Annotated in this window: 27 protein-coding genes; 11 read left to right on the forward strand and 16 right to left on the reverse strand. The window is 58.3% G+C overall.

All coding sequences use genetic code 11. The features are described from left to right. Nucleotides 1-61 precede the first annotated feature (61 nt). Both LG290_RS01220 and LG290_RS01225 read left to right on the forward strand, forming a co-directional pair. Nucleotides 62-1,294: a DUF3422 domain-containing protein gene (locus LG290_RS01220; RefSeq protein WP_499835899.1), complete on the forward strand. Its 1,233-nt coding sequence runs from the start codon at nucleotides 62-64 to the stop codon at nucleotides 1,292-1,294. A 55-nt stretch (nucleotides 1,295-1,349) separates the two neighbouring features. Beyond that, nucleotides 1,350-2,009, forward strand: a complete 660-nt coding sequence (locus LG290_RS01225; protein WP_499835900.1) for a transglycosylase SLT domain-containing protein — start codon at nucleotides 1,350-1,352, stop codon at nucleotides 2,007-2,009. Here LG290_RS01225 and LG290_RS01230 read toward each other — a convergent pair. The 5 genes from LG290_RS01230 to LG290_RS01250 all read right to left on the reverse strand — a co-directional run bounded on the left by LG290_RS01230 (nucleotide 1,935) and on the right by LG290_RS01250 (nucleotide 5,806). After that, entirely contained in the window at nucleotides 1,935-2,717 is a 783-nt protein-coding gene (locus tag LG290_RS01230; protein ID WP_499835901.1) for an HAD family hydrolase, read from the reverse strand. The genes LG290_RS01225 and LG290_RS01230 overlap by 75 nt on opposite strands. Nucleotides 2,718-2,823: 106 nt before the next feature. Then, nucleotides 2,824-3,363, reverse strand: a complete 540-nt coding sequence (locus LG290_RS01235; protein ID WP_499835902.1) for a phosphatase PAP2 family protein — start codon at nucleotides 3,361-3,363, stop codon at nucleotides 2,824-2,826. Then, complete coding sequence (locus LG290_RS01240; protein WP_499835903.1) at nucleotides 3,335-3,580, reverse strand: hypothetical protein; 246 nt, start codon at nucleotides 3,578-3,580, stop codon at nucleotides 3,335-3,337. Before LG290_RS01240 ends, LG290_RS01235 begins: the two co-directional genes overlap by 29 nt. A gap of 84 nt (nucleotides 3,581-3,664) precedes the next feature. After that, the gene (locus LG290_RS01245; RefSeq protein WP_499835904.1) at nucleotides 3,665-4,996 is read right to left on the reverse strand and encodes an IS200/IS605 family accessory protein TnpB-related protein; all 1,332 of its coding nucleotides are present in this window, start codon (nucleotides 4,994-4,996) and stop codon (nucleotides 3,665-3,667) included. Between the two features lie 183 nt (nucleotides 4,997-5,179). After that, a complete protein-coding gene (locus LG290_RS01250) occupies nucleotides 5,180-5,806 on the reverse strand; it encodes an HPF/RaiA family ribosome-associated protein (protein WP_160419290.1) in 627 nt (208 codons plus the stop codon). Nucleotides 5,807-6,074: 268 nt separating this feature from the next. On the opposite strand from LG290_RS01250, the gene LG290_RS01255 reads away from it, so the two are divergent. Continuing rightward, a complete protein-coding gene (locus LG290_RS01255) occupies nucleotides 6,075-6,635 on the forward strand; it encodes a flavin reductase family protein (protein ID WP_499835905.1) in 561 nt (186 codons plus the stop codon). Nucleotides 6,636-6,651: 16 nt separating this feature from the next. Here LG290_RS01255 and LG290_RS01260 read toward each other — a convergent pair whose 3' ends face one another. Further along, a complete protein-coding gene (locus LG290_RS01260; RefSeq protein ID WP_499835906.1) occupies nucleotides 6,652-6,795 on the reverse strand; it encodes a hypothetical protein in 144 nt (47 codons plus the stop codon). 54 nt (nucleotides 6,796-6,849) lie between these two features. Here LG290_RS01260 and chrA point away from each other — a divergent pair, with 54 nt between their 5' ends. After that, a complete protein-coding gene (gene chrA / locus LG290_RS01265; RefSeq protein ID WP_499835907.1) occupies nucleotides 6,850-8,064 on the forward strand; it encodes a chromate efflux transporter in 1,215 nt (404 codons plus the stop codon). 58 nt (nucleotides 8,065-8,122) lie between these two features. Here chrA and LG290_RS01270 read toward each other — a convergent pair whose 3' ends face one another. After that, a complete protein-coding gene (locus LG290_RS01270) occupies nucleotides 8,123-8,560 on the reverse strand; it encodes an RrF2 family transcriptional regulator (protein WP_160419294.1) in 438 nt (145 codons plus the stop codon). A 38-nt stretch (nucleotides 8,561-8,598) separates the two neighbouring features. Beyond that, nucleotides 8,599-8,982 carry a YbaN family protein gene (locus LG290_RS01275; RefSeq protein WP_160419295.1) on the reverse strand — a complete coding sequence of 128 codons (384 nt, stop codon included), beginning with the start codon at nucleotides 8,980-8,982 and terminating at the stop codon, nucleotides 8,599-8,601. Nucleotides 8,983-9,106: 124 nt separating this feature from the next. Between LG290_RS01275 and LG290_RS01280 the strand changes: the two genes are divergently transcribed. Beyond that, nucleotides 9,107-9,511 (forward strand): ribonucleotide reductase subunit alpha, encoded by a 405-nt coding sequence (locus LG290_RS01280; protein WP_499835908.1) that lies wholly within the window; start codon nucleotides 9,107-9,109, stop codon nucleotides 9,509-9,511. 162 nt (nucleotides 9,512-9,673) lie between these two features. On the opposite strand, the gene LG290_RS01285 is transcribed toward LG290_RS01280, so the two are convergent. The 8 genes from LG290_RS01285 to LG290_RS01320 form a co-directional block, all read right to left on the reverse strand. Further along, nucleotides 9,674-10,195: a nitrous oxide reductase accessory protein NosL gene (locus LG290_RS01285; protein ID WP_499835909.1), complete on the reverse strand. Its 522-nt coding sequence runs from the start codon at nucleotides 10,193-10,195 to the stop codon at nucleotides 9,674-9,676. Nucleotides 10,196-10,219: 24 nt separating this feature from the next. Beyond that, nucleotides 10,220-11,044: an ABC transporter permease gene (locus tag LG290_RS01290; RefSeq protein WP_499835910.1), complete on the reverse strand. Its 825-nt coding sequence runs from the start codon at nucleotides 11,042-11,044 to the stop codon at nucleotides 10,220-10,222. Further along, nucleotides 11,041-11,976 (reverse strand): ABC transporter ATP-binding protein, encoded by a 936-nt coding sequence (locus tag LG290_RS01295; protein ID WP_499835911.1) that lies wholly within the window; start codon nucleotides 11,974-11,976, stop codon nucleotides 11,041-11,043. Before LG290_RS01295 ends, LG290_RS01290 begins: the two co-directional genes overlap by 4 nt. Next, nucleotides 11,973-13,280, reverse strand: coding sequence for a nitrous oxide reductase family maturation protein NosD (locus LG290_RS01300; RefSeq protein ID WP_499835912.1), 1,308 nt, complete (start codon nucleotides 13,278-13,280; stop codon nucleotides 11,973-11,975). Before LG290_RS01300 ends, LG290_RS01295 begins: the two co-directional genes overlap by 4 nt. Nucleotides 13,281-13,327: 47 nt before the next feature. Further along, the gene (gene nosZ / locus LG290_RS01305; RefSeq protein ID WP_499835913.1) at nucleotides 13,328-15,202 is read right to left on the reverse strand and encodes a TAT-dependent nitrous-oxide reductase; all 1,875 of its coding nucleotides are present in this window, start codon (nucleotides 15,200-15,202) and stop codon (nucleotides 13,328-13,330) included. Between the two features lie 3 nt (nucleotides 15,203-15,205). Further along, nucleotides 15,206-17,434: a transcriptional regulator NosR gene (gene nosR, locus LG290_RS01310; protein ID WP_499835915.1), complete on the reverse strand. Its 2,229-nt coding sequence runs from the start codon at nucleotides 17,432-17,434 to the stop codon at nucleotides 15,206-15,208. A gap of 257 nt (nucleotides 17,435-17,691) precedes the next feature. Further along, a complete protein-coding gene (locus LG290_RS01315; RefSeq protein WP_499835916.1) occupies nucleotides 17,692-18,891 on the reverse strand; it encodes a cytochrome D1 domain-containing protein in 1,200 nt (399 codons plus the stop codon). A 13-nt stretch (nucleotides 18,892-18,904) separates the two neighbouring features. Next, nucleotides 18,905-19,240, reverse strand: coding sequence for a c-type cytochrome (locus tag LG290_RS01320; RefSeq protein WP_499835917.1), 336 nt, complete (start codon nucleotides 19,238-19,240; stop codon nucleotides 18,905-18,907). Here LG290_RS01320 and LG290_RS01325 point away from each other — a divergent pair. From LG290_RS01325 to ahbB (LG290_RS01350), 6 genes are all read left to right on the forward strand, one after another. Next, a complete protein-coding gene (locus LG290_RS01325) occupies nucleotides 19,239-19,577 on the forward strand; it encodes a hypothetical protein (protein ID WP_499835918.1) in 339 nt (112 codons plus the stop codon). The two genes, LG290_RS01320 and LG290_RS01325, sit on opposite strands and share 2 nt — an antisense overlap. Nucleotides 19,578-19,664: 87 nt before the next feature. Then, nucleotides 19,665-21,329: a cytochrome D1 domain-containing protein gene (locus tag LG290_RS01330; protein ID WP_499835919.1), complete on the forward strand. Its 1,665-nt coding sequence runs from the start codon at nucleotides 19,665-19,667 to the stop codon at nucleotides 21,327-21,329. A 77-nt stretch (nucleotides 21,330-21,406) separates the two neighbouring features. Continuing rightward, nucleotides 21,407-21,892 carry an AsnC family transcriptional regulator gene (locus LG290_RS01335; RefSeq protein WP_499835920.1) on the forward strand — a complete coding sequence of 162 codons (486 nt, stop codon included), beginning with the start codon at nucleotides 21,407-21,409 and terminating at the stop codon, nucleotides 21,890-21,892. Next, nucleotides 21,889-22,428, forward strand: a complete 540-nt coding sequence (gene ahbB, locus LG290_RS01340) for a siroheme decarboxylase subunit beta (RefSeq protein WP_499835921.1) — start codon at nucleotides 21,889-21,891, stop codon at nucleotides 22,426-22,428. The genes LG290_RS01335 and ahbB (LG290_RS01340) overlap by 4 nt, the downstream gene beginning before the upstream one ends. Next, complete coding sequence (locus tag LG290_RS01345) at nucleotides 22,418-22,894, forward strand: Lrp/AsnC family transcriptional regulator (protein ID WP_499835922.1); 477 nt, start codon at nucleotides 22,418-22,420, stop codon at nucleotides 22,892-22,894. Before ahbB (LG290_RS01340) ends, LG290_RS01345 begins: the two co-directional genes overlap by 11 nt. Further along, complete coding sequence (gene ahbB / locus LG290_RS01350; RefSeq protein ID WP_499835923.1) at nucleotides 22,869-23,429, forward strand: siroheme decarboxylase subunit beta; 561 nt, start codon at nucleotides 22,869-22,871, stop codon at nucleotides 23,427-23,429. Before LG290_RS01345 ends, ahbB (LG290_RS01350) begins: the two co-directional genes overlap by 26 nt. The last annotated feature ends 17 nt before the right edge of the window (nucleotides 23,430-23,446 follow it).

Genomic DNA, 23,446 nt, shown 5'->3' on the forward strand with positions numbered 1-23,446 from the left:
CTTGGCTGGCCTGGCGGCAAGCCGTAAGCTCGGATTCCAAACAATTTTTCGAGCTCGCAGCATGCACCCACAACGCGAACGTTTGCATAACGAACTGCACGCCCGGCCCCCGGTTCGCTTTTCAGCACCGGCCCATTTGCATCACTATGCTTTTCTCGACAACCAGGCGGTGGGTGACGCTATTCTCGCCCATCTGGGGGAGTTGACCGGCACTCCGCTGGACGTCGAGGCAGCCCAGGAAATCATCGAATTCGAAGGCAATACGCTCAAATGGGAGCGGCATACCGAATTCTTCACCCTGACGTTGCTGGTGCCGCGCCGGACCGGTTCCCCGCAATGGCCTGCTCCGCCAACGCTGCTGGCTGATATTGCCCAGGTACATCAGGCGGAATTGATAAACGCCAGCCTGATTCTGGTGGAAGCGGAAGAGCAATGGGAAGGCAAGCCAAAGGCCTATGGCTTTCGTGACCCTGCCGGTTCCCTGGTGGGAGGTGGCGACGCTACCGTATGGAGTGATTTCCGGCTAACGGCGGAAGGGGTCAATCATTTACTGCTGGTGAACCGCGGGCTCAACGACTTTCGATTGGGACGCATGACTCGAAGGCTGCTGGAGATCGAGACCTATCGGATGATGGCCTCGCTTGCCTTGCCCTTGGCCAAGGAACTGAGCGTCGAGCTGCATGATTACGAACTGGAACTGGGGGAGCTATCGGATCGCAATGCCGACGCTGGCAACACCAGCCCAAAACCGCTACTGGCGGATATTTTCAGGCTTTCCGACCGGCTCGAGCGTTCCGGTGCCCGTTCGCGGCAACGCTTCAGTGCCACAGAGGCCTATGCGTTGCTCGTGAACACGCGCATTGAAGAGCTGCGCGAGAAGCGTCTTGACGGCCATCCTGCGTTGGGTACCTTTATTTTGCGCCGTTTCCGTCCCACCGTGCATTATTGCGCGGCGATCAATCGGCGTCAGGAAAGCTTGGCGGAAAGCGTCGCGCGTCTCAACGACCTGCTGAGAACCCGTGCTCAGGTGGAAATCGAAGAGCAGAATTCGGCGATTCTGCAAAGTCTCAATGAACGCACCAGCAGTCAGCTCAAGATTCAAAAGGCGGTCGAGGGGCTCTCGATCATCGTTATCAGTTACTACATTTTTAGCCTTTTCCAGCTGGGCTTGAAAAGTCTGGGTGCCTTGGGTGTGGTCATCCAGCCCATGCTGGCCGCCATGGTGTTGGGGCCGCTGGGATTGCTGATCATCGGTTTTCTCGCCTGGCGAATCTGGCGCGTCAAGAATCACTGAGAAAAACGGCTCTTACGTCCAAGAGCTGAAAATCCAAGAATGGAACAAGCAAGTAATGAATAAAACAATCAAAACTACGCTGCGGTGTCTCGCTATCGCAAGCCTTGCCGTCGTCTTCACCGGCTGTGCGATGCTGGCGCCTGCGCCCCCCAATGACCAGAGCAATGTCTGCGAAATCTTTCGCGAACAGCCCAGTTGGTACGACTATGCGCGGGATTCCCAAAAGGCATGGGGCACGCCGATAGCCACCCAGATGGCCTTCATTCAGCAGGAGTCTTCGTTTCGCAGCCATGTACGCCCGCCCCGAAGTCGCCTGCTGGGGTTCATTCCCTGGCGGCGGCCTTCTTCCGCACGCGGTTACGCCCAGGCCCAGGACCCCGTCTGGGGGGAATACGAGGCGGATGCGGGAGGGCTTTTTGCCCGGCGAACGCACATGAAGCATGCCACGGATTTCATCGGCTGGTATAACCGCCGCACCCAGCAACAAACCGGCGTTTCCCTGAACAATCCCGAGCATCTCTACTTGGCCTACCATGAAGGCCAGGGTGGTTATCGTCGGGGGTCGTACCGAAGCAAACCCCAGGTGATGCGTGCCGCACGCCAAGTAAGCAGCCGCGCAGGGCGTTATCAGGCCCAGCTGTCAGCCTGCGAAGCCGAGTTTCAATGCCGTCGCTTCTATCAGGTATGGCCTTTCTGCCGAGGAAAACGTCGATAACCCTTGTTCGGTATAAGCGTTCAGCTCTTCCGTATCGGCGTGTGCAGGCGGGGCGCGCCAGTTCAGGTGAGGCCAGCCTTCGACACGGGCTACCTCGGCCAGCACGGGGTCCGGGTTGACCGCCACCGGTCGGTCGACATGGTTGAGCAGCGGCAGGTCATTGCGTGAATCGGAATAAAAGGTGAGAGAGCGGGGATGTAATCGCCGCTCGGCGAGCCACGCCTTGAGCCGGGAGACTTTTCCCCCTCGATAGGAAAGTTGGCCCGAGGTCACTCCGGTATAGCGGCCTTCGCTGATCGCAAGTTCTACCGCGATGACGTGGGCGATGCCCAGGTGCCTGGCCACCGGTTCGACCAGATGGCGCGCCGAAGCGGATATCAGCAGTAGTTCGTCGCCTTCCTGACGGTGGCTTTCGATGCGTTCCCTTGCCTGATGAAACACCAGCGGCACCACGTCACTGATGACGAACCGGTCCACTTCCTCCTGCACCTCTTCGAGGCTGCGCCCGGTGAGCGGGGAGAGCGTCAAGGCGAGGTACTCTTCAAGTTTCAGTCGGCCGGCATGGTAAGCGACTTGCATGGCGCGTGTTGAAGAAAGGAAATAACCCACGTCTTCAACCCAGCCTTGCTTGACCATCCAGGTATTCCATAGCGCGCTGCAATCGCCATTCAGCAGGGTGTCATCGAGGTCGAACAGTGCAAAATGCATGGAGCTCACCTGTTAAGCGGAACATGGTTAACGACTGTCAGCCTGAGGTGGGAATGTGACGTTGCCGAGTCATGGGCGTGACAATCGGATGAACAAGCGGGGAAGCTCACCCCGCCACGAACAGGCTCAAGATGGCGAAGCCGTAACCAATGCTCGCCCCGGCCACCACATCGCTTACGTAATGCAAACCGAGACCCACACGCGAAAATGCAATCAGCAGGGCAAGCGGAATCACCACAGGCAAGAGCCAAGGTGTATGCGCGGCCACCAGGACGCTGAACATCACCGCGTGCATGGTGTGGCCGCTGGGAAAGCTGTAGCGGTCCCGGGCAGGTTCACTGCATTGAATGCCGCCACAATAGGTAATGAAGGGGCGCTCGCGGCATAACCGGGTCTTGATCAAACGGTACAGCGCCGTCGCCACCAGCGCGGTGATGGCATACTGAGCCAGACGCCAGCTGCCGTCGGTTTGCAGCCAGGGTTGCGCCAAGGTCAGCAGCACCCACACCGGCCAGTCTCCCAACCGGCTGGCGGCCTGCAAGGTGAGACGCCAGGGCCGGTATAAGCTGAGCCGGGTGATGCGCTGACAGAATTGCCATTCGAGAAGATCAAGATGGTCAAACAGAGCAAGAGTACGGGGTCGCATGATAAGCCTCCCGGGCATGGTCAAGGTAAGACAGGAACTGGTCGGCAATATCGGCCCAGCTCAGTGGGCCTTGGGTGGCCAGAGAAATCACGTCCGGGCGCAGCGTATGGGCAACACCATTGATCTCGGGCGACCAGGTTTCGCTGACCAGACAAATCCGCATACGCTTCTCACCGGTTGTTTCATTGGCAACCAGTGTTGCGCCGGGAGGTGACATTGCGACGACAGCGATATGAACAAACGATGACTTGAACCCTCCGCCGATTCATTCACAGAATAGAATCGCGGATTCTAATCCCTCTCACGCGCTCTGTTGCCAGAGCGTGGAGAGGGTTACCGGGGTTCTCGGTGCGTGGGTCGACGTCTGCGACCTCACACGGGCGGTCTGCTTGCGCTGACCGCCCTGGAAGTAGACATGGCCGCGAGCGGCGATGTTATAGGCGGCATTAAGATCGGCGTGATACCGCTTGCCGCTTGAAAACGTGCATTGACTGTAATTGGCAACGTCTCGTTTCACTGGCCCCGAGCCATCAAACGCTTGCCGCGACGTGCCACGCGCATACACGTGCACACGCTTTAGGCCGACTTCTTCTGCCTTGCTGTCGATACGATTAACCAGTTGGCGGTGAAACCAGCGATGAAAGCGCGCTTTCATCGGCGTGCGCTTTTTGCCTGCTTTCGGGCGCCAGCCTTTGAGGTCTTCGACGGCCATGGCTTGGCAGTCATGATTGAGCGCCAGGTTCACCAGCTGTCGACTGATCTGATGGGCTTGGTTATCAGCCAGGTGAGTTAAACGCTGGTGATCCTGACGGCAAAAGCCCACCGACAAACGGCACCCGTGGTGGGTGTGTTTGCGCGCAGCGCGACGGATGCGTTGCATGAGCCGACACTCACGGTCTTTATCCGTGCGCGAGATAAACCCGCGTGCATGGACAGTGCCTTGGGCATCGACAACGGCCCAGGTGGCCGCCGTGTTGATACCGACATCGACCGCCAGCACCCGGTTAGGCGTGCTTTTGGTGGGCGTCGGTGGGTTGAACTGTTTGGGTAACGAGAGCTGCCAGTGGCGACCGTTATAGGTCAGCAGCGGTGATTTCGCTTGGCCCTTGCCGCGAAAGCGGCATTGGCCCTTGAGCTGAAAGCCCATCCAGATCCAGTCGTTCTGCCAACGCACCTTAATGAAGGCATGCGTGGCCTCAGCATTCACTTTGGCGCACTGGCTGCCGTAAAGGCTGGGGAACGTATGGGTACTGGTGGTCAGGCGTGGCCACTTCGCGTGGGGGTGCTTGCGCTTACCGCATCGCCACTGATCGAATCGAGTGACAAATGAACGCACTTGGCCCACGGCATCCATAATAGCCACGCGGCGAAGGTAGGAAGGGAATTTGTAGTAACGTTTGGCGATATAGGGATAGCGTACTTGCGGCCGCTGGCGGGTCGGATGGATAAGCCCTTCGATCACCTTAACGACTTCATTGCCTTTGCCAGCCCCCACCACCGGCCAGTGGGTATAGGCCACGGTCATCAGATCGCGCACTAGCCGTCGATAAAGCCTTAGCGTATCCGCCAACGCCTGTTGCTGATCGGCATTAACGACCTGAAGAGTAAGGGTGTCAGAACGAATGATAGCCACCGGATGACTATATATCCATGCACTAAGAGCAAGCAAAGCTAACGCCTTGCTCTGCCTTAACTGACGATTCATTCAGAGAATCGAATCGCAGAATGCGGCAGGATTTTGTTCAAAACGAAAACGACCGCCCGAAGGCGGCCGAGTAACAAAGGTAAATCGAGCTGCTTTTGAAGCCCCGATTCACTACTTTTTCCAATCTTCAGGCTGTTCGATCGCCTCTTCTCCTTCTTCAGGAACGCGCACGCCAGGCTTGTCGATAATCTGAACGGTGCTTGCCTGGGGGCCTTTTTCGCCCATCTCGGCCTCGAAACGAACCTGAGTACCTGGATGCAAGCGCTCGAAATCATCATGCAGCACGGCATTGCGATGAAAGTAATATTCCTGGCCATCAATGGGCGATTTGATGAAACCATAGCCTTCTTCGGTAAATAGCCGAACCACGAACGCATGCGATTCATAACCGTTTTCATGCTGTTTCATGTCACCTCTCCTGCGTGCAGTTTCTTTCTTGAGTTGTTTCTCTACGGCCTCGAAAGCCTTGCGAATGATCGGGCGCAGTTGCACGTGCATGTCTTCGACTACACCCTTCTTGTCGCCTATCAGATGTTTCTTCGGCGGCAAGGAGACCTCGACTTGGGCACGGTAGAGGTTCCCGGTGTGTTGGGAGTGTTGCTCCCGTTCGATGATTACACGGCAGGAGATCAGGTTGTCGCACATATTGTCCAGGTGCTCGGCGCGCTCCTTGATGTACTCATCGATCCAATCGCTCTGGCTGATATGATGGTAGGTAATTTCCAAGGGTACCTGCATGATTATCTCGCTCTCTCTCTAATTGATGGACAAGCATCGCTCGCGAATACACGTTTGCGTCCTTTCACCTATAGCTGTTGTGCCAGATTTTTCCGCTTTAAAGGGGGAGGCAACGAAAAAATTCCCGTAACGAACCGGCTCTCCAAAAAATGCGTCTAGCCTGTAAGAAAGCGGTGCCGCTCATAGGCGCTTAGGGAATGTTTAACGCAGGAAAGGAAAGTCGCCACTAAAGAAAAGCCACCATCAAAGAAATCGGGGAGCTATTGGTATGACCAAGCCTGTCGGTAAGCAGGACTTTCCTGTGAGTAATGCGCGTCGTTATCTGGAGCCTGGGCCGGTTGTGTTGATCACATCGAAGCACAGCGACGAAAGCAATATAATGACGCTAGGGTGGTATACGATATTGGCGTTTTCCCCTTCCATGGTGGGCTGCATGATTTCCGAAGACAATTACAGCCATCAGTTGATCAAGCAAAGTCGGGAATGTGTGATCAATCTCCCCACCACGGAACTGACGGATAAAGTGGTGGGTGTCGGAAACACCTCTGGCGCAGAGATCGATAAGTTCTCGACATTCGGGCTGACGCCGGAAAAAGCCCGCCTCGTTTCCGCGCCACTTATCCAGGAATGCCATGCTAACTTCGAGTGCCGCCTGCATGACGATGCGTTAGTGGATAGCTATAACTTTTTTATCTTCGAAATCGTGGCCGCCCATGTCGCGCTGCAGCCCGCCTACCCGGAAACCTTGCATTACACGGGTGATGGCATCTTTATGGTCTCTGGCAACCACGTTGATAAACGCTCCTTGTTTTCGGAGAGGCTGTTGTAAGTCTCTTTGCCTCTATTTAATCAGCCTGCTTGCCCCGGCGATTGTTGCGCAAGGCTTTCTCTCGGTCGTGTTTGCGCTGGCGTGCTAGGGCGTTGCCGCTTGCCGGCTGCACCCGGTGGTCTCCCGTCACCTCGTTGACTTTATCAGCGATTACACTCACCGAAAATTTCTGCTTCACCGAAAAGCCATACATGAAAGAAGAAGGAAGGATTCGATGACACAGCCCGTGGATGCGCGGCGAGCGGGAAGGGTGCTGGAGGTATTCCAGGCATTTCTGTGGCTGGGCCTTACCTCCTTTGGTGGGCCGATTGCTCACTTGGGTTACTTTCGCAGCGAGTTCGTGGAGCGCAGAAAATGGCTGGATGAAAAAGCCTATGCCGATCTTGTGGCGCTATGCCAGTTTCTGCCGGGGCCTGCCAGCAGCCAGGTCGGTTTTGCCCTGGGGCTGTTGCGCGGCGGCCCTTGGGGCGGCGCGGCGGCGTGGCTGGCGTTCACCTTGCCTTCGGCACTGCTACTGCTGGTATTTGCCTTGGGAGCCTCGGCGATGGGTGGCCCCTTGGGCAGCGGTGTCATTCATGGCCTGAAAATAGTGGCGGTGGCTATCGTGGCACACGCGGTCTGGGGCATGGCGAAAAACCTCTGTCCTGATCGTCGGCGTGCGGGCATCGCCCTGGCAGCGGTGCTGATTGTGGTGGTCGGCAGCGGCCCCTTCAGCCAGGTCGGCGCCATCCTGATGGGCGGCTTGGCGGGGCTGATGCTGTGCCGTGCCAATCTTGACTATCCGGGCACTGCCTTGCAGTTTCCAGTGTCACGCCGTGCTGGAGGCGTGGCCTTGGCGGTATTTTTCGGGCTGTTGGTCGGTTTGCCACTGCTGGCATTCATCAAACCCTCGGCCGGGGTTGCGGTAATCGATGCCTTCTACCGCGCCGGGGCCCTGGTGTTTGGTGGCGGGCATGTGGTGTTGCCGCTTCTTGAGGTCGAGGTAGTTCAGTCGGGCTGGGTCAGTGCCGAAGACTTCCTGACAGGCTACGGGGCCGCTCAGGCGGTGCCGGGGCCGCTTTTCACCTTTGCCGCTTACCTGGGGGCGATACTGGCACCTGTACCCCATGCTCTCTGGGGGGCTTTCATCGCTCTGTTGGCAATCTTTCTGCCTGGGTTGCTGTTGTTGGTGGCAGTACTGCCGTTCTGGAATCGTTTTCGCGAGGTAGCCGCTGCTCAGGCATTGATGCGCGGCGCCAATGCGGCAGTGGTGGGGATTCTTGGCGCGGCCTTGTATCAACCGGTATGGACCAGTGCGATTATCGGGCCTTACGAATTCGCCCTGGCGCTGGTCGATTTCATGCTGCTTACCGTATGGAGGCTGCCTGCCTGGGCAGTGGTGCTGGTTTCCGCCTTGGGCGGCTTCGCGATCAGATTGAGCGGCGGATGATGTTTTTACCCATGCTAATATAGTGCTTCTCTCATGCAGGCAACAATGGTCTTCATCATCACTTGATCGCCAGCAGTCTAAGCAGTTGAGGGCGCTGCTCATCGGTCAATAGATCCGCCAATGTATAGCCATCCAGTACATGAAAGAACGCTTCCAGGGCTTCGGCCAACATGGGTCTGATGCGACATGCCCCGGTAATTACGCATTTATTCTGCTTGCCGAAGCATTCCACCAGCGCCAGGTCCTGCTCGGTGTCGCGTACCAGGGCGCCGATATTGATGTCTTCGGGCGCTCGCCCCAGCAGTAGCCCGCCTTGCTTGCCGCGTATTGCCTGTAGATACCCCTTGTGGTTGAGTTCTTGCACCACTTTCATCAAGTGATTACGGGAAATATCATAGCGTTCGGCGATCTCGCGAATGGTCGAGCGTTCCTCGCCTTTCAAGGCCACGAAGAGCAGTACACGTAGGGAATAATCGGTATAGCGGGTGATATGCATAATCTGGGCAACCTGTCATGCGAGAGGTAAAAGAGGTATCAAGGAAGCTGAACCGTTGGCCGTGTCAACACGAAGGCGGCCACGGCGGTAAACAGGATACCGGTAAGGGCCAGGACAGGCAGGGGCGAACCCACCATCATCAGCGTAACCCAGCTGACTATCAATAATGCACAGGCGGTATTTTTAGCGCGCCTGGGAACGGCTCGCTGGTCGCGCCAGGCAAGCAGGATAGGGCCAAGCCGAGGATGTGTCCAAAGCCAGTTGGCCAATCTGGGCGAGCCTTTAGGCGCCGCCCAGGCGGCTACCAGCAAAAACGGCGTGGTAGGAAGCAGGGGTAAAACGATGCCCATGGCTCCCAGGCTGATGCACAAGAGGGCAAGGCATTGATAGAGTCGTGAGCACAAGGAGCGGGGTAGTAACATGATGACGGCCTCCTTGGTTTTCTATAAGGTGTATTGTAAATGAATATAATAAGCGAATGTTGCTTTTACAAGCTACCTGAACATGATTCGCTTACTCTTGTGATTTTCCTTCAAGGAGGCCCGAATGGCTATTTCCAATTATGCTGACCTGCTGGCGGAAGCCCACCGTCAAACCGAGCCACAACGGCTGCTGTTCGTTCTGGCACGTGCCGAATTGCCCGACAGCCCCGACCAGGCACAGCGTGAGCGTTTCGAACAAGGCGAAGGCGGTGTGCTGGCCCCGGTACTCTGCGTGGACAAGACCCTCGAGGAGCTTAGCGACATGGCGGCTCTGGTTGAGGAATCACAAGGTACCGGCCAGGAATGGGACATCGTCTTCGTGGCCGCCCTGGCGGGTGATGGCACCTTGCCTCCCAGCAGTGAAGAAGCGGAGCAGCCTTTGCAGCGCATGGTCGAGTCGATAAAGATGGGCAGCATCGAAAACTTTTTGGCCTTCGATCGCCATGGCGAGGCAGTCAGCTTTCATTGACCTTTTCAATTTATACCAAACCGGATGAGGCAAGTTAACGGAAGGGGTTGGCGCTGATGTTTCAGGACACCTTGCTCGCCGACCTCACCGTCGAATTACCCAGCGCCGTGCGCCTTGTCCGGCGTCTGGGTGTCAAAGGGGTGCTATGAAAGTGGCGCAAGGCTAGTGGCCGTTCAACTCCCCGCGTCCCACCTGTCCCAGCAATTCCAGATCGATATCCCCATAGGCGACCACCTCGCCGCCATACGTCTTGCGGAAGGCTTCGGCAGCGGCATGCTCGGCGAAGGACGCCAAGGTGTGCCCCATGCTGCCGCGACGTTCGTGGCCGATCACATACCAGGCTTCGCTGGCCAGGGTGAAGGCGTCATCCTCTGGTGCTGTCCAGGGGGTCACACCGATATCATGAACATAGGCATGTGAAAGACGTGTCTCGTTTTCCGGCTGTTGCAGAAAGACGAAAAGCTCCATGGTGGAGCAGAACTTGAGCGGCGTTTGCTGGCCCTGCACGAAGGCCTCGCCCTTGGGTCCGGGGTGCTCGCTGATCAGCATGCCGCACACATGACAGCTATCGCCCGATTCGAGGGGAACAGGTTCAGCCAGGGTGTCGGGTTCCGGCTCGCTGCAGCCGGCAAGCAGCAACAGGGCGAGCAGGCTGAACAGCAACAGCGAAATGCGTCGAGTCATGGTGATAGTCCAAATGTATTCGGCTCAAGCCGGTCGTTGACGGAAACGCAGGATGGCCAGACCCAAAGGCACCAGTATCCAGGCGAAAAGAATCGGTATCAGTACCGCCGGGTGGAAAGCGCCCCCCTGGGCAATGGAGGTAACGCCACTCACACTACGAGCTGCTTCGAAGCCGGCCAGGTTGATCAGCCGAAAGCACTCGGTGGGATTGAGCAGCAATAGCCAGGGCAGCCAGTCGCCGCCTTGCTTGACGCTGACCAGCAAGGCGAGCAAACCAAGGTCGAAGACCAGCACGAACAGGAACCAGACGACCAGCGCCAGGCCGGCGGCCCGAGCCTTTTCGGTAACCGAAACGCTGATCAGGTAGGCGAAGGCGATGAACACCCAGCCCAGCAGAACGCTGCTGAGAATCAGCAGGCCCATGCCACCGGCGAGTTCAGCAATGTCGACTCCCTCGGCACCCAATGCCACCACCACCCCGGCGATACCGAAGCCGAGGACCGTGGCCACGCCCAGAATCAATCCATGCCCCAGAAACTTGCCCAGCAATAATGAAGTGCGGCTCAGCGGGTAGGTGAGCAGCAGCAGCAGGGTGCCGGCCTCCTGCTCGCCGACCACGGCGTCATACGCCAGTAGCAGGGCGATCAACGGAATCAGAAAGACCGCCAGGGTCGAGAGGCTGGTCAGGGTGGTGGCAAGCGATGTGAACCCCAGACCGCCGCTGGCGGCGGCACCGAACCAGGCAATACCCACGGCGAGCGCCGCCAGCACCAGAGCGATGGCCAGCACCCAGCGGTTACGCAGGCCGTCGCGAAACTCCTTGCCTGCGATGGTCAGAATAGCCTTCATGAGATAACTCCTGGTTCTTCGGGAGCGCGCCGGGCCGAAAAATGCGTATAAAGATGCTCAAGGGTCGGCGGCAATAGCTCGATGTCCTCGACCCTGGGGTCGGCGGTGAGGTGGCGCAGTGCCGCGAGTTTGGCATCGACGGGAACCGAGAAGGTGACGCCATGCTTCTTGTGATCAACAGCCTGGATACGCGGGTCATCCCAGCCGTGGCGCCAGGCGTCTCCTTCCAGGCAGCCTCGGGCGTGAATGATGAGGGGCAGCTGCGCTTCGGCGCGCAGCTCCGCCATGTTGCCCATGGCCAGGCGACGTCCCCCGCCCAGAATCAGGGCGCGGTCGATATAGGGCTCTACACCGGGCAATACATGCGAGGAAAGCAGTACGGTGCAGCCCCGGTCGCGCAAGTCTCTCACCGTCTCGTAGAAGTCACGCGTCGCTGCCGGGTCGAGGCCGGTGGTCGGCTCATCGAGCAGCAGCAATTGCGGCTCGCCGAGTAGCGCCTGAGCCAGCCCAAGGCGCTGGCGCATGCCTTTGGAGTAGGTCTTGACGCGCCGGTCGGCGGCGCTCGATAGCCCTACCCGCTCGAGCAGTTCGTCGACTTGAGCGCGTGCCACCCGCTTGAGCCGGGCGAAATACACCAGGACTTCCCGTCCGCTGAGCTGGTCGTAAAAACTGACGTTCTCCGGCAGGTAGCCCAGGCGTCGGCGCAGCGTCTCGGCATGAGGGCCGGCAGGCGCGCCGCCGAGCACCGAGACGCTACCCCTGTCCGGGGCGATCAAGCCGAGAATCAGGTGCATGGTGGTGGTCTTGCCCGCGCCATTGTGGCCGAGCAAGGCCAGTACCTCGCCCTGGCTGACCGAGAGATCGAGCGCATCGATGCGTGTCAGGTCGCCGTGATGTTTGGTCACGCGCTGGAAGTCGATCACCGGGGTCATGTGTCGGCATCTCCGAAGTGAGGGTCTGTCATCAAGGGAGCGCTATCGCGCACACCTTGGGGGCGAAACACCGGGAATTGACGCTGCACCCAACGCAAGGCCAGCACGGCGGGGCTGTCCATCAGTAGCCGGGCCGCGGGATAGCGCCACAACAGGCGGTCCATGGCATCGTTGGGTTCGAAGGGCGTATCGCCAATGCCATCCTCGGCAAGGTCCCAGCCCAGGTAATTGCTCCAGTAATTGCCGCGACCGTCCTCCGACCACTCCTGCAGGCGAGTCGCCACGTACATCACTTGCTGACGGTTATCGATAAAGGCGTTGCCTACCACGACGTTGTCTTCCGAACCGGCGGTCAGGTGAATGCCGATGTCACTGTGGGCGAAACGGTTGCCTTCGAAACGATTGTATTGAGAGTTATAGACGAACAACGCCTTGCCTTCGCCGCCACTGACTAGTCCTTGGCCGGCGGCATCGCGGCGCTGCTGTATGCCTTCGACCCGGTTGTCGCGCAGCAGCGAGTGGGTAATGTTGTTCATCAAGATGCCGTAGTGGCGGTCGTTTTGTGAACGGTTACCGATCACCGTCAAACGCTTGGACTGCATCAAGGCATAACCGGTGCGGGTGTCGCGGGTCAGGTTGTTTTCCAGATGGTTGTCGTGGGCGTACATGTAGTGCACGCCGTAGCGTAGATCCTGCATGTGATTGTCGCGCAGCACGCTATCGCGACTGGTATCGATGTAGATACCGTCACGCACCCGGCGGATATCATTACCTTCCACCAAGGCCCCGCTGACGCTAAACAGATGAATGCCGTTGCCTCGGTCCTGAGAGCGTAGCGTTTCATCGCCTCGAATGACATTGTCGATTACCTTGGCATCGGCGACGGCGTCGAGGCGAATACCGAAGCCCGGCCCGGAAAGGCGGTTGCCTTGGATGAGGCTGCCGGTGGCATCGGGTTGCACCAGGATGCCGGCATCCATCTCGGTCAGATCCTGGCCCCAGTTTTCAATCACTAGATCGGCCAGCACGCTGTTCGAGGCAGAGAGTGTCACGGCATGGCCTTCGCCAAGCCCATCGATCACCGCAACGCCTTCGGCTGTCAGCGACAGGCTGCGGTCAATCACTATCGAACCGGGATAGCGACCCTCGGGTAAGCGGATATGGTCGCCATCGGTGGCTTGCTCGATCAGCGGCTGGAGCGGTTCGCCGGGAACGCCACGCCACTCTGCCGCCTGCGCGGGCAAGCCTATCAAGAAGACCGCCACCACGAGGGTGGTGGCGGCAAGAATAACTCTGCGAAGCATGAGGACTCCCTTATAGCCCGAGGCCGAATGTCCGGCCCCGGGTGCCATCAGGCCTTCTCGACCAGCATGCGGCCGGTCATCTCCATGTGCATGGCGTGACAGAACCATGAACAGTAGTACCAGTACACCCCGGCCTTGTCGGCAGTGAAGGTGACGCTGGAGGTCTGCTGCGGACTGATCTCCATGGAGGCACCGTGGTTGACCATGACGAAGCCATGGGTCAGATCCTCGATCTGGTCGAGGTTGGTGACCACCACAGTGACCTCATCGCCCTGCCTGACCTTGAATTCGCTCAAGCCGAACTGCGGGGCAATGGAGGTCATGTAAACCCGTACCTTGTTACCATCCCGTATGACCTTGTTGTCGCCCTCCAAGGTGACGCCGTCGGCCTTGGCCATGGCCACGGTCTCGGCGAAGAAGGGATCGTCACGCTTCCACACCCGGCTCGGGCTGAGCTGGTCGGCGCGCATCAGGATACAGTCGTGGGGCTCGGCGAAGGTGGGGCCGTCGTGCACCAGTTTCATCTCTTCGCCGGAGATATCGATCAGTTGGTCGTTTTCCGGGTGCAACGGGCCCACCGGCAGGAAGCGGTCCTTGGAAAACTTGCTTAATACCACCAGCCATTTGCCGTCGGCATCGCGGGATTCGGTGAGGCTGGCATGGTTGTGCCCCGGCTGGTAATGCACATCGAGTTTCTGGCGCAGGTAGTTGACGTCTTCGCCATTGTAGTGGCGAATAGCGTCCTCGATGTTCCACTTGGCGACCTGGCTGTCGATGAACAGGGTGGTGTAGGCGTTGCCGCGGCCGTCGTAGGTGGTATGCAGTGGCCCCAGGCCCAGCTCCGGTTCGCCGACAACGGTATCGCGCGGCTCGATGGCATCATTGAACAGATCGGGAAGCGTGTCGATGGCGATGATGGTGCAGGTGGGCGAGAGCTTGCCGTTGGTGATGAAATACTTGCCGTCCGGCGAGGTATTCACGCCGTGGGGGTTCTTGGGCACCGGGATGTAGCGGGTCAGCTTCGAGCCCTTGCGACCGTCGAGTACCGGCACTTCGCTGTCGCCCAAGGTCTCGAATTGGCCGGCTTCTACTGCGGCCTCGATGGCATTGACATCGAACACCACCACCCAGTCGCGCTCGGCGCGCATGGTGTCGGCCAGCGTCATGCCCTTCTCGGAGTTGTAGCAGGTGGACGCCACGAAGCGCCCGGTATAATCGGCGTCGGTGTTATCCAGGTTGCCGTCGACGATCACCTGCCAGGCGACGTCCATGCTCTCGGCATCAATGGCATTGAACATGGTCCAGTAGTTGTCCGGTGTCTCCAGGTCACGGCCATCGTTGATCTGGGGAATCGGCAGCTCGGCGTTGGCGAAAACGTACTTGGTATAAGGCACCTTCTGCAGGCGTAGCCCATGGATCGCCTGAACGTTGGGGATGGTGGTGATCTTGTCCGTTTTCATGATGTCGAGACGGATGCGCGCCACCCGGGTGTTGGCCTTGTCGTTGATGAACAAGTACTTGCCGTCGTAGCTGCCGTCGGTCATCGAGACATGCGGGTGGTGGCAGTCGCCATTGAGGAAACGCGCCGAGTCGCCCAGGATCCGCTTGGACTCATTGGTGATGCCCCAGCCGGTGGCGCTGTCGACATTAAACACCGGGATGCGCATCAGCTCGCGCATGGAGGGAACGCCCAGTATTCGCACTTCCCCTTGGTGGCCGCCGCTCCAGAAACCATAGTATTCATCGAGTTCGCCGGGAGCGATCTCGATCCCATTCTCCCCCGCCGCTCGGGCTTGTTGGCTATTAAGCAGGGCGCCAGCACCGAAACCGCTGGCCAAGCCTGCGCCGGCCACACCGGTAACGGCACTGTTACGTAGAAAGTGGCGCCGGCCAATGTCCTTGATGGTCTTCTTGTCGCTCATGACTCACTCCTCTTGATGCGTCGGGATTCGCTGCAGTTTGCGGTTTCCGGCATTGCCGGGGTCGAACGTCTCGGTGCCATCCGGATTGCCGGCCAGGCGTGACGCTTTTTCATAACGCTTGCGGCGTTTGATCATTGGTGGACAGCGTTGGTCGTCCCAATAATTGACTTGGCAGTCGAGACAGTAATGACACTCGTTGGCGTTGATGCGTCCATCGGGATGGATGGCACCGACTTCGCATTCGTTGGCACAAATCTGACAGGGCGTGCCGCAGCTGCCGCGATGGCGTTTGAGCCAGTCGAACAGGCGCAGACGGGCGGGGATTGCCAGGCCAGCACCCAACGGACAGACGTAGCGGCAGTAGAACTTGTGGTTGAAGGCCGAGATCGCCACCAGGCCTACGGCATAGAGCAAAAAGCCCCAGTCGCGCTGGAAGCGCAGGGTGATCGCGGTCTTGAACGGCTCCACTTCGGCATAGCGCTCGGCGGTACCCAGGGAATGCAGGGAAACGGCGAACAGCGCCAGTAGAATGATGTACTTGATCGCCCAGAGCCGCTCATGAAGCCCGAAGGGCACCTCGATCTGCTTTACTTTTAATTTACGAGCGATCTGGTTGACCAGATCCTGCAATGCCCCGAAGGGGCATAGCCAGCCGCAGAATACCCCGCGCCCCCACAACAGCAGGCTGACCGCCACGAACGACCAGAGGATAAATAGCATCGGGTCGATCAGGAAGGAGCTCCAACTGAAGCCGGAAATCAGAGAGTTGGTAAAGGTCAGAATGTTGACCACCGAGAGCTGGGCCAGTGAATACCAACCGATGAACCCCAGGGTGTAGATGAGAAAGCCCAGGCGCAACAGGCGCTGAATACGTGGGTAGCGCACCAGGATGTCCTGAAACAGCATGATACCGGTGAGCACGATCAGCCCGGCGACCAGCACGCCGATCTGGAAAGCCTTGTCGCGCCACACCTGCACCCAGATAGGTTCTTCCACCGGAGGTTCAGGGCGTTCGATGTAAGCCTCCGGCACCTTATAGTCGGCACTGAAGCGGCTAAATTCGGTAGCCAGCGGACCCGAGGCGCGGCGCACCAGTAATTCCAGCTGCCAGGGTTGGCCGGGATCGAAGCCCGCTTGCTCTCTTACGATGAAGATATCGCGCTCATCCAAGGCGGGCATACCGTCAATGGACAGGCTGCCCAGGCGGATATGGTCGCGGTCGTGAAAGCTGATATTGGTATTGCCCTGGGCCAACTCGAGGCGATCGAAGATGCCGCCACGCACATAACCTGAGCCCTTGAAGGAATAGTCGCCTCGAGCCATGACCGCGATGGCGTGTTCGTCTTCTCCGAGCTCGGCCATCAGCTGCTCATAGCGGGTGTCACCCAGGAGGTTACGACCGGCGGTGGGCGGATTAAGATAGGTGTAGAAAAGTTCGATGAATGTCTTGTCGGCGGGTTCCGGCGTGCGCAGGTAGTTCTCGGCCGGGGTATCGACGAAAGAGGCGTCGACTTCGCCATGGGTCAGGTGCAGGCGCCGGATGGTACCGTCACCGGTAAGCTCATTCCAGTCAGCAGGAGAGAACACGTCTTGTAGCACCCGTGCCGGCGGAGCGGTCGAAGGATCAGCGATCAGCCCTTGTTCGGCCGCCACCTTGCGTGCGGCACGCATGATAGTGTCATTTGCCACAATGACGGTAACCGTCGCGCCGGAGATAGCGTCCAGGTCGCCACCGATCTTGGGATTATCAGTGACATGATAAGGCAGGTGAGCATCGGCGAAATTCTGCAGTTTCTCTTCGGGAATACCCACCAGCATGATCGGTTCAGCGTGTTCGAGAACCTCGGTCACCACCAGGTCGCCATTCGTGTCGATGGCCACCAGCAAGTTGATCGGCTTTCCGGAGTAGGCGGGGATCGGCGCGATATCCACGGTCTCGAAGACATAACCGAGCAGGTCTTCTCCCGCCCGGGCTTCCTGTACCGGCCATTGCGATTCGGCCTGCCTGAGATTGTCAGCCTCAGGGAAGCCGGCTTGAATTTGCGCAAGCTCGACAGCTTGGGCAGGCAGGGCCAATACCAGCATCAGCACCAGGCCGAGCCATACGTTTGGCAGTAACGCCAGACGAGCAGCACGCCTTAATGACATCATTTCCTGGAAACCATTTTCTTGGAAACTGTGGCCTTGGAAACCATCGATGGCGTGGTCATGAATTGTCTCCTTGCCGTTCAAGGCCCTTCAAGAGAAGCGTGGTGGCGATGCGTTTAATAAAAATCATTTATTATGCATCTTTTTGCTTGGTTGCTTGGCTCAGACATGTCCTGAGCCGGCACATTGAGAAGGTGTATTGAAACTACATTAATTAAAGTCGCTTTAAGCGTATTTGATCTGGGTCATGCTGTACAGATACTACCCCTTATGAGAATTTGGCCTACCTCTTAACGGGTAGTGGCTTGAGCAGGGGTAGGGTGCGAGACCTGTATATAATGTTAAAGCCCGATACGGTGAGCCCGGTGAGTAAAGAAAATGCCACTGGGTGACTCGCTTACCAGGCGGGTGATTTCCTCTAGGGTATGGGTGTCATAGACCGTGACGCGGTCGCTGTCTCTGGCTGAAATCCATACATGTTCGCCACGGGGAGTGAATTCCATATGCAGAACGGCCTGCCCTGGTGACAACGTCGCCACGATAGCGCGAGTTTCGCTATCAATGACCTGCACCACATCATTGTCCGGGTGCGCAAAGCTGACCCAGATTTGGCGTTCGTCCGGTCGGCTCATGACGAAGATGGGTTGGCCGTGGACCGGGATGCGCTCGGTAAGCGACCAGTCGTCGGTTGCGGCGATGAGCACTTCATGGCGACCGACCGCCGGTAACCAGGCTTCGTTTCCCGCCATGGCCCAGCCTTCCAAATGGGGCATCTTGTAGACCGGCAGGCGTTCCTCGCCACGACCGTAGTCGGGCAGGATGCGTTGTATCCCGGCATCGGTATGCCATAGATCGAGCAAGGCCAGACCGTCCTCACCAAACAGACCGGCGATGTAATAGCGTCCGCTAGGGTCGATCAGGGCGTCATAGGGGTTTTTGCCCACCTCGGTGAAGCGTGTCAGTTCCGGCGCTTCACCGTTCATGTCAACGAGATGAATTTCCCCGGCGTCGAACAGGCTATAGACGAAGCGATTCCCCGGCGCGTCCACCAGCCCGACGACCTTGGAGCGCTGCTCACGGCCCTTTTCATCCATCCAGGTAGCGGGAATGTCAGCTACCAATTCAAGGTCTTCGCTGCCAAAAACTTTCACCCCGCCCGGCTCATAGTTGGCCACCGCAACGAGCCGTCCGTCTTGGGAAATGGCCCCGCCAATGCTGTTGCCCGACTGCATCACGCGCGCGGTGATCTCGCCAGTCAACAAGTCGACCTTGCTCAAGCCTCCATCGCGACCAAAGACAAAGGCGTAGCGCATGTCCCGCGAGAATTTCACCGAGGCGTGGGAAAGATCGCCAAGTCCTTTCACCTGATCAAGTATCTGGCGTCGGCTGGTATCTACTACGGCAAGGCTACCGGTGGCGCGCTCCACGATCACACCGAGGTCACCGGTGCCATGAAGTGCCTCGGGAGTTGTCTGGCAACCAGCAAGTAGCGCGAGTAACGCTATGCCGGCGAAAGGTTTACGTATCGAATTCAGCTTCATGGGGACTCCAGCGTCAGCGTGCCAAGGGGTTGTCGTTTTGCAGATGATCGGCGAGCCAGCGTGCATCCTGTTCGCTAAGCAAACCTTCCCAACCGGGCATGGCAGTGCCGGAAATGCCCTGCAGGATCAACCTGGCCAGGCCATCGCGGGGATAGGTATTCATGCGTTCGCGGGACAGGGCGGGGCCTAGCCCGCCCTTTAGGGTCATGCCATGGCAGGAGCCGCAATCCTGGTAAAGCAGTGTTTCCAGTTCCTTTTCCCGAGCCGTGTCGATATCTAGCGCCATCAGTGACTGAGCGGGCAGCAGCCAAAGCGTACAGAGCAGGATGGAGCGACTTAGAAGGGACATGAAAGCTCCAGGCAAGTGGAAAGGAGTGGACGAAGTGTCGAGTTTCCGGTTCGGAGCTATATTGATTTGTGTCAATGAAACGATGCTTAAGCACTGTTTGAAAAATAGATCAGTTTTTCTGGCGCCTGACAATGTCCATTCGGAGGTAGACGCGGATGAGGTAACGAATGAATTGATGCAGATCAACTTGTTATACGAAACCTTGCTCAAAAATCAAAAGATGCATGAAAAATATTTTTTAATCGATCAGTCTTTTTGGAGGCAGCGCTACACCTGGGTTTCTCCAGCGAAAATAAAAATAGCATTACCTGACAAAGCTGCTTACGTGGACCATTGAATAGGTGAAACGATGATGAAGAGAAACAGGTATCTCAGACCACTGGTAGTGGCTGTCACAGCTGCCTCACTCGGCTTGGGTTTGGGCATGGTACAGGCTTTTGAGGATGATCCCGATCAGGAGCAAGAGGCGGCAAGAGTCTATCGGGGCACGGAGTCACCGGTGGAAGCGGCGACAGCCAAGGCGGTGCGCAGTCCTGGTGCCCCTGACCTTACGGAGGAGGAGTTCGAGCGAGCCAAGGAAATCTACTTTCAGCGTTGCGCAGGCTGTCATGGGGTGTTGCGCAAGGGGGCGACCGGTAAGCCGTTGACCCCGGAGGTTACCCAGGAACGCGGCCTGGACTATCTCAAGGTTTTCATCAATTACGGCTCCCCGGCCGGCATGCCTAACTGGGGTACCTCGGGCGATTTCTCCGAAGAAGAAGTCGAGTTGATGGCCAAGTACATCATGCATGAACCGCCGGTTCCGCCTGAATTCGGTATGCCCGAAATGCAGGAAAGCTGGGAAGTGATGGTGCCGCCGGAAGAACGTCCCACCCAGCAACTGAACGATCTGGACCTGGAAAATCTTTTCTCGGTGACGCTGCGCGATGCCGGTCAGATCGCCTTGATCGACGGCGCTAGCAAGGAAATCGTCGATATTCTTGATACCGGCTATGCGGTGCATATTTCGCGCATGTCCGCCTCGGGGCGCTACCTGTTCGTCATCGGTCGCGATGCCAAGGTAGACATGATCGACTTGTGGATGGAAGAGCCGGGAATCGTGGCGACCATCAAGGTGGGGTTGGAAGCACGCTCCATCGAAACCTCGAAGTTCGAGGGGTACGAGGATCGTTTTGCCATCGCCGGTGCCTATTGGCCGCCTCAGTACGTGATCATGGATGGCGAGACCCTGGAGCCGAAAAAGATCGTCAGCACCCGGGGCATGACCGTCGGCACCCAGGAATATCATCCTGAACCGCGCGTTGCGGCCATCGTGGCCTCCCACCAACATCCCGAGTTCATCGTCAACATCAAGGAAACCGGCAAGGTTCAGCTGGTCAATTACGAGAACCTGGATGCCTTGAGCACGGTGGAGATCGCCACGTCTCGCTTCCTGCACGATGGGGGCTGGGAGAGCAGCGGCCGTTACTTCATGACGGCAGCCAACGAATCCAACCAGATCGTGGTGATCGATGCCCAGGAGCGCGAGCTCGAGGCCATCATCGATGTGGGCAAGATCCCGCACCCTGGCCGCGGTGCCAATTTTGTCGACCCTGAATTCGGGCCGGTATGGGCGACCAGCCACCTGGGTGATAACACCATCCAGCTGATCGGTACCGACCCTGAAGGTTATCCGGAAAATGCCTGGAAGGTGGTGCGTATCCTCGAAGGTCAAGGCGGCGGGTCGCTGTTCATCAAGACCCATCCGGCGTCGAGTAACCTTTATGTCGACACACCGCTTAATCCCGGTGAAGCGCTTAGCCAAACCGTAGCGGTCTTCGACCTCAACGATATAGAAGCCGGCTATGAAATCCTGCCTATCGCCGAATGGGCTGATGTGGGAGAAGGGCCCAAGCGGGTAGTGCAGCCGGAATACAACAAGGCGGGTGACGAGGTGTGGTTCTCGGTATGGAACGCCATGGACCAGCAGTCCGCCCTGGTGATCGTCGATGACACGACGCGTGAGCTGAAGGCAGTGATCAAGGATGAACGATTGGTGACGCCGACCGGCAAGTTCAACGTTCTCAATACTCAGCACGATATCTACTGAACAGGAAACGGCAGCGGTCCGAGAGGACCGCCGCCCTTCCCTATAAAAGCAGTACCAGACAGAAGTGAGCTGTGCCGATGCATTGCCAACCCCAGGATTTCGATATGCTGGACCGACGTTTGATCGATTGCTACCAGCGCGATCTACCGGTTTGTCCCCAGCCCTTTCAGGCCATGGCCGAGCGCCTTGGCACGTCCGAAGCCGAGGTGATCGCTCGCCTGCAGCGGCTTCAGGCGCTGGATGTACTGAGCCGTGTCGGGCCGGTTTTCGAACATACCTTGGCCGGGGCCAGCTTGTTGGCCGCCGTGGCTGTTCCGGAAGAAGAACGCGATGCCTTTGCAGAGCTCATCAACCAAGCCCCGGGGGTGAATCATAATTACGCCCGGGAGCATCATTACAACTTGTGGTTCGTGATGACCGCACCGGAGGAACAGTGTCTTGACGAACGCTTGAACCACTTGGAAACCATACTCGGCCGGTCGATCCTGCGCCTGCCCATGCTGGAAAGTTTTCATATTGACCTGGCGTTTACGATTCCTTGGGCTGAGCTGGAGAGAATATGACAACCACAACGCCGCTTGACTTGGAACCTGTTTGCCAAGCCCATGAATCCGACGCCCATAGTCACCTGCGGGCACTTCTTGAGCAGGGATTGCCGTTAACCCCACGGCCCTGGCAGGCGCTGGCCGAGCAGTGTGGCCTGGAAGAAGCCGAGGTCATGGCCTGCATGCACCGCTGGCAGGATGAAAAACTGATCAAGCGCCTGGGGCTGGTGGTGCGTCATCGCTGCCTGGGTATCAAGGCTAACGCCATGGTGGTGTGGAACGTGCCTGATGAACAAGTGGCTCGCGTGGGCCAAGCCTTGGCTCAAGAAAGTGTCGTTACGCTGTGCTATCGCCGCCCCCGCCGCCTCCCCGACTGGCCGTTCAATCTTTTCTGCATGATCCATGGCATTCAGCGTGAACAGGTCCTTGCCCAGCTCGAGCTTCTCGTTCACCACCATGGACTTGCGGAAATCGACCACCAGGTGCTGTTTAGTCATCACGCCTACCGCCAATGCGGTGGGCGTTATGCCCAGGGAGGGAGCTATGCGCAATAAGGACGGTATTAACGAGGTTGAGCTTGACGCTGATGACCGGCATATCATCAACCGTCTGCAAGATGGGTTACCCTTGGCGCCGCACCCCTACGCGCTGGTGGCGGGGGAGCTCGGTCTATCTGAAGCCGAATTGATTGAACGTCTGGCGCGGCTGCGTGATACCGGCGTGCTGAGCCGTTTCGGCCCCATGTACCATGCCGAGCGCTTGGGAGGAGGCCTGACGCTGGCGGCCCTGGCGGTACCGGAGGTGGACTATGAGCGGGTGGCCGGAATACTCGACGCCTTCCCTGAAGTGGCCCATAACTACCGTCGCGAGCATGCATTGAACATGTGGTTCGTCCTGGCCACCGAGACAGCGGAGCGTATCCCCGAGGTCGTGGCAGAACTCGAGGCGGCCACCGGCCTGGCGGTCTTCAACATGCCCAAGGAGAGGGAATTCCATGTCCGACTTCATCTGGCCGTCTGAGGAGGGCAAGAGCAAGAGCCTGGATGAGCAAGATCGCGCCATCGTGCTGGCCACTCAAGCAGGCTTGCCGCTGGTCTCCGACCCATGGACGGCGGTGGGTGAGCAGGTCGGTATGAGCGGCGAAGAGGTACTGTCGCGCATGCAGGCGATGCTCGAACGTGGCGTGATCCGCCGCATTGCCGCGGTGCCCAATCACTATCGTCTGGGTTACGTGGCCAACGGCATGACGGTGTGGGATGTGGCGGATGCCGATGTCGAGCGGCTGGGTCGGGAAATTGCCGCTATCGGGGGGGTCAGTCATTGCTACCAGCGCCCACGCCACCTGCCTCACTGGCCCTATAACCTTTTCGCCATGCTCCACGGGCGAACTCGTGAGGAAGTCGAACAACAAGCCCAGGTGCTTCGCGCCTGCCTGGGGGAGGCGTGCCACGGCCATCGCATTCTCTATAGTTCGCGCATATTAAAAAAGACCGGATTACGCCTGGCCGCGGCAAATCTGCAGACCGCAAGCACCGAGACCGACGCGCGAGGCTGAGCCTTGCCGCAGAAGGA

Origin of the sequence: Halomonas sediminis (assembly GCF_044871105.1) — a bacterium.
GTDB lineage: Bacteria > Pseudomonadota > Gammaproteobacteria > Pseudomonadales > Halomonadaceae > Vreelandella > Vreelandella zhuhanensis.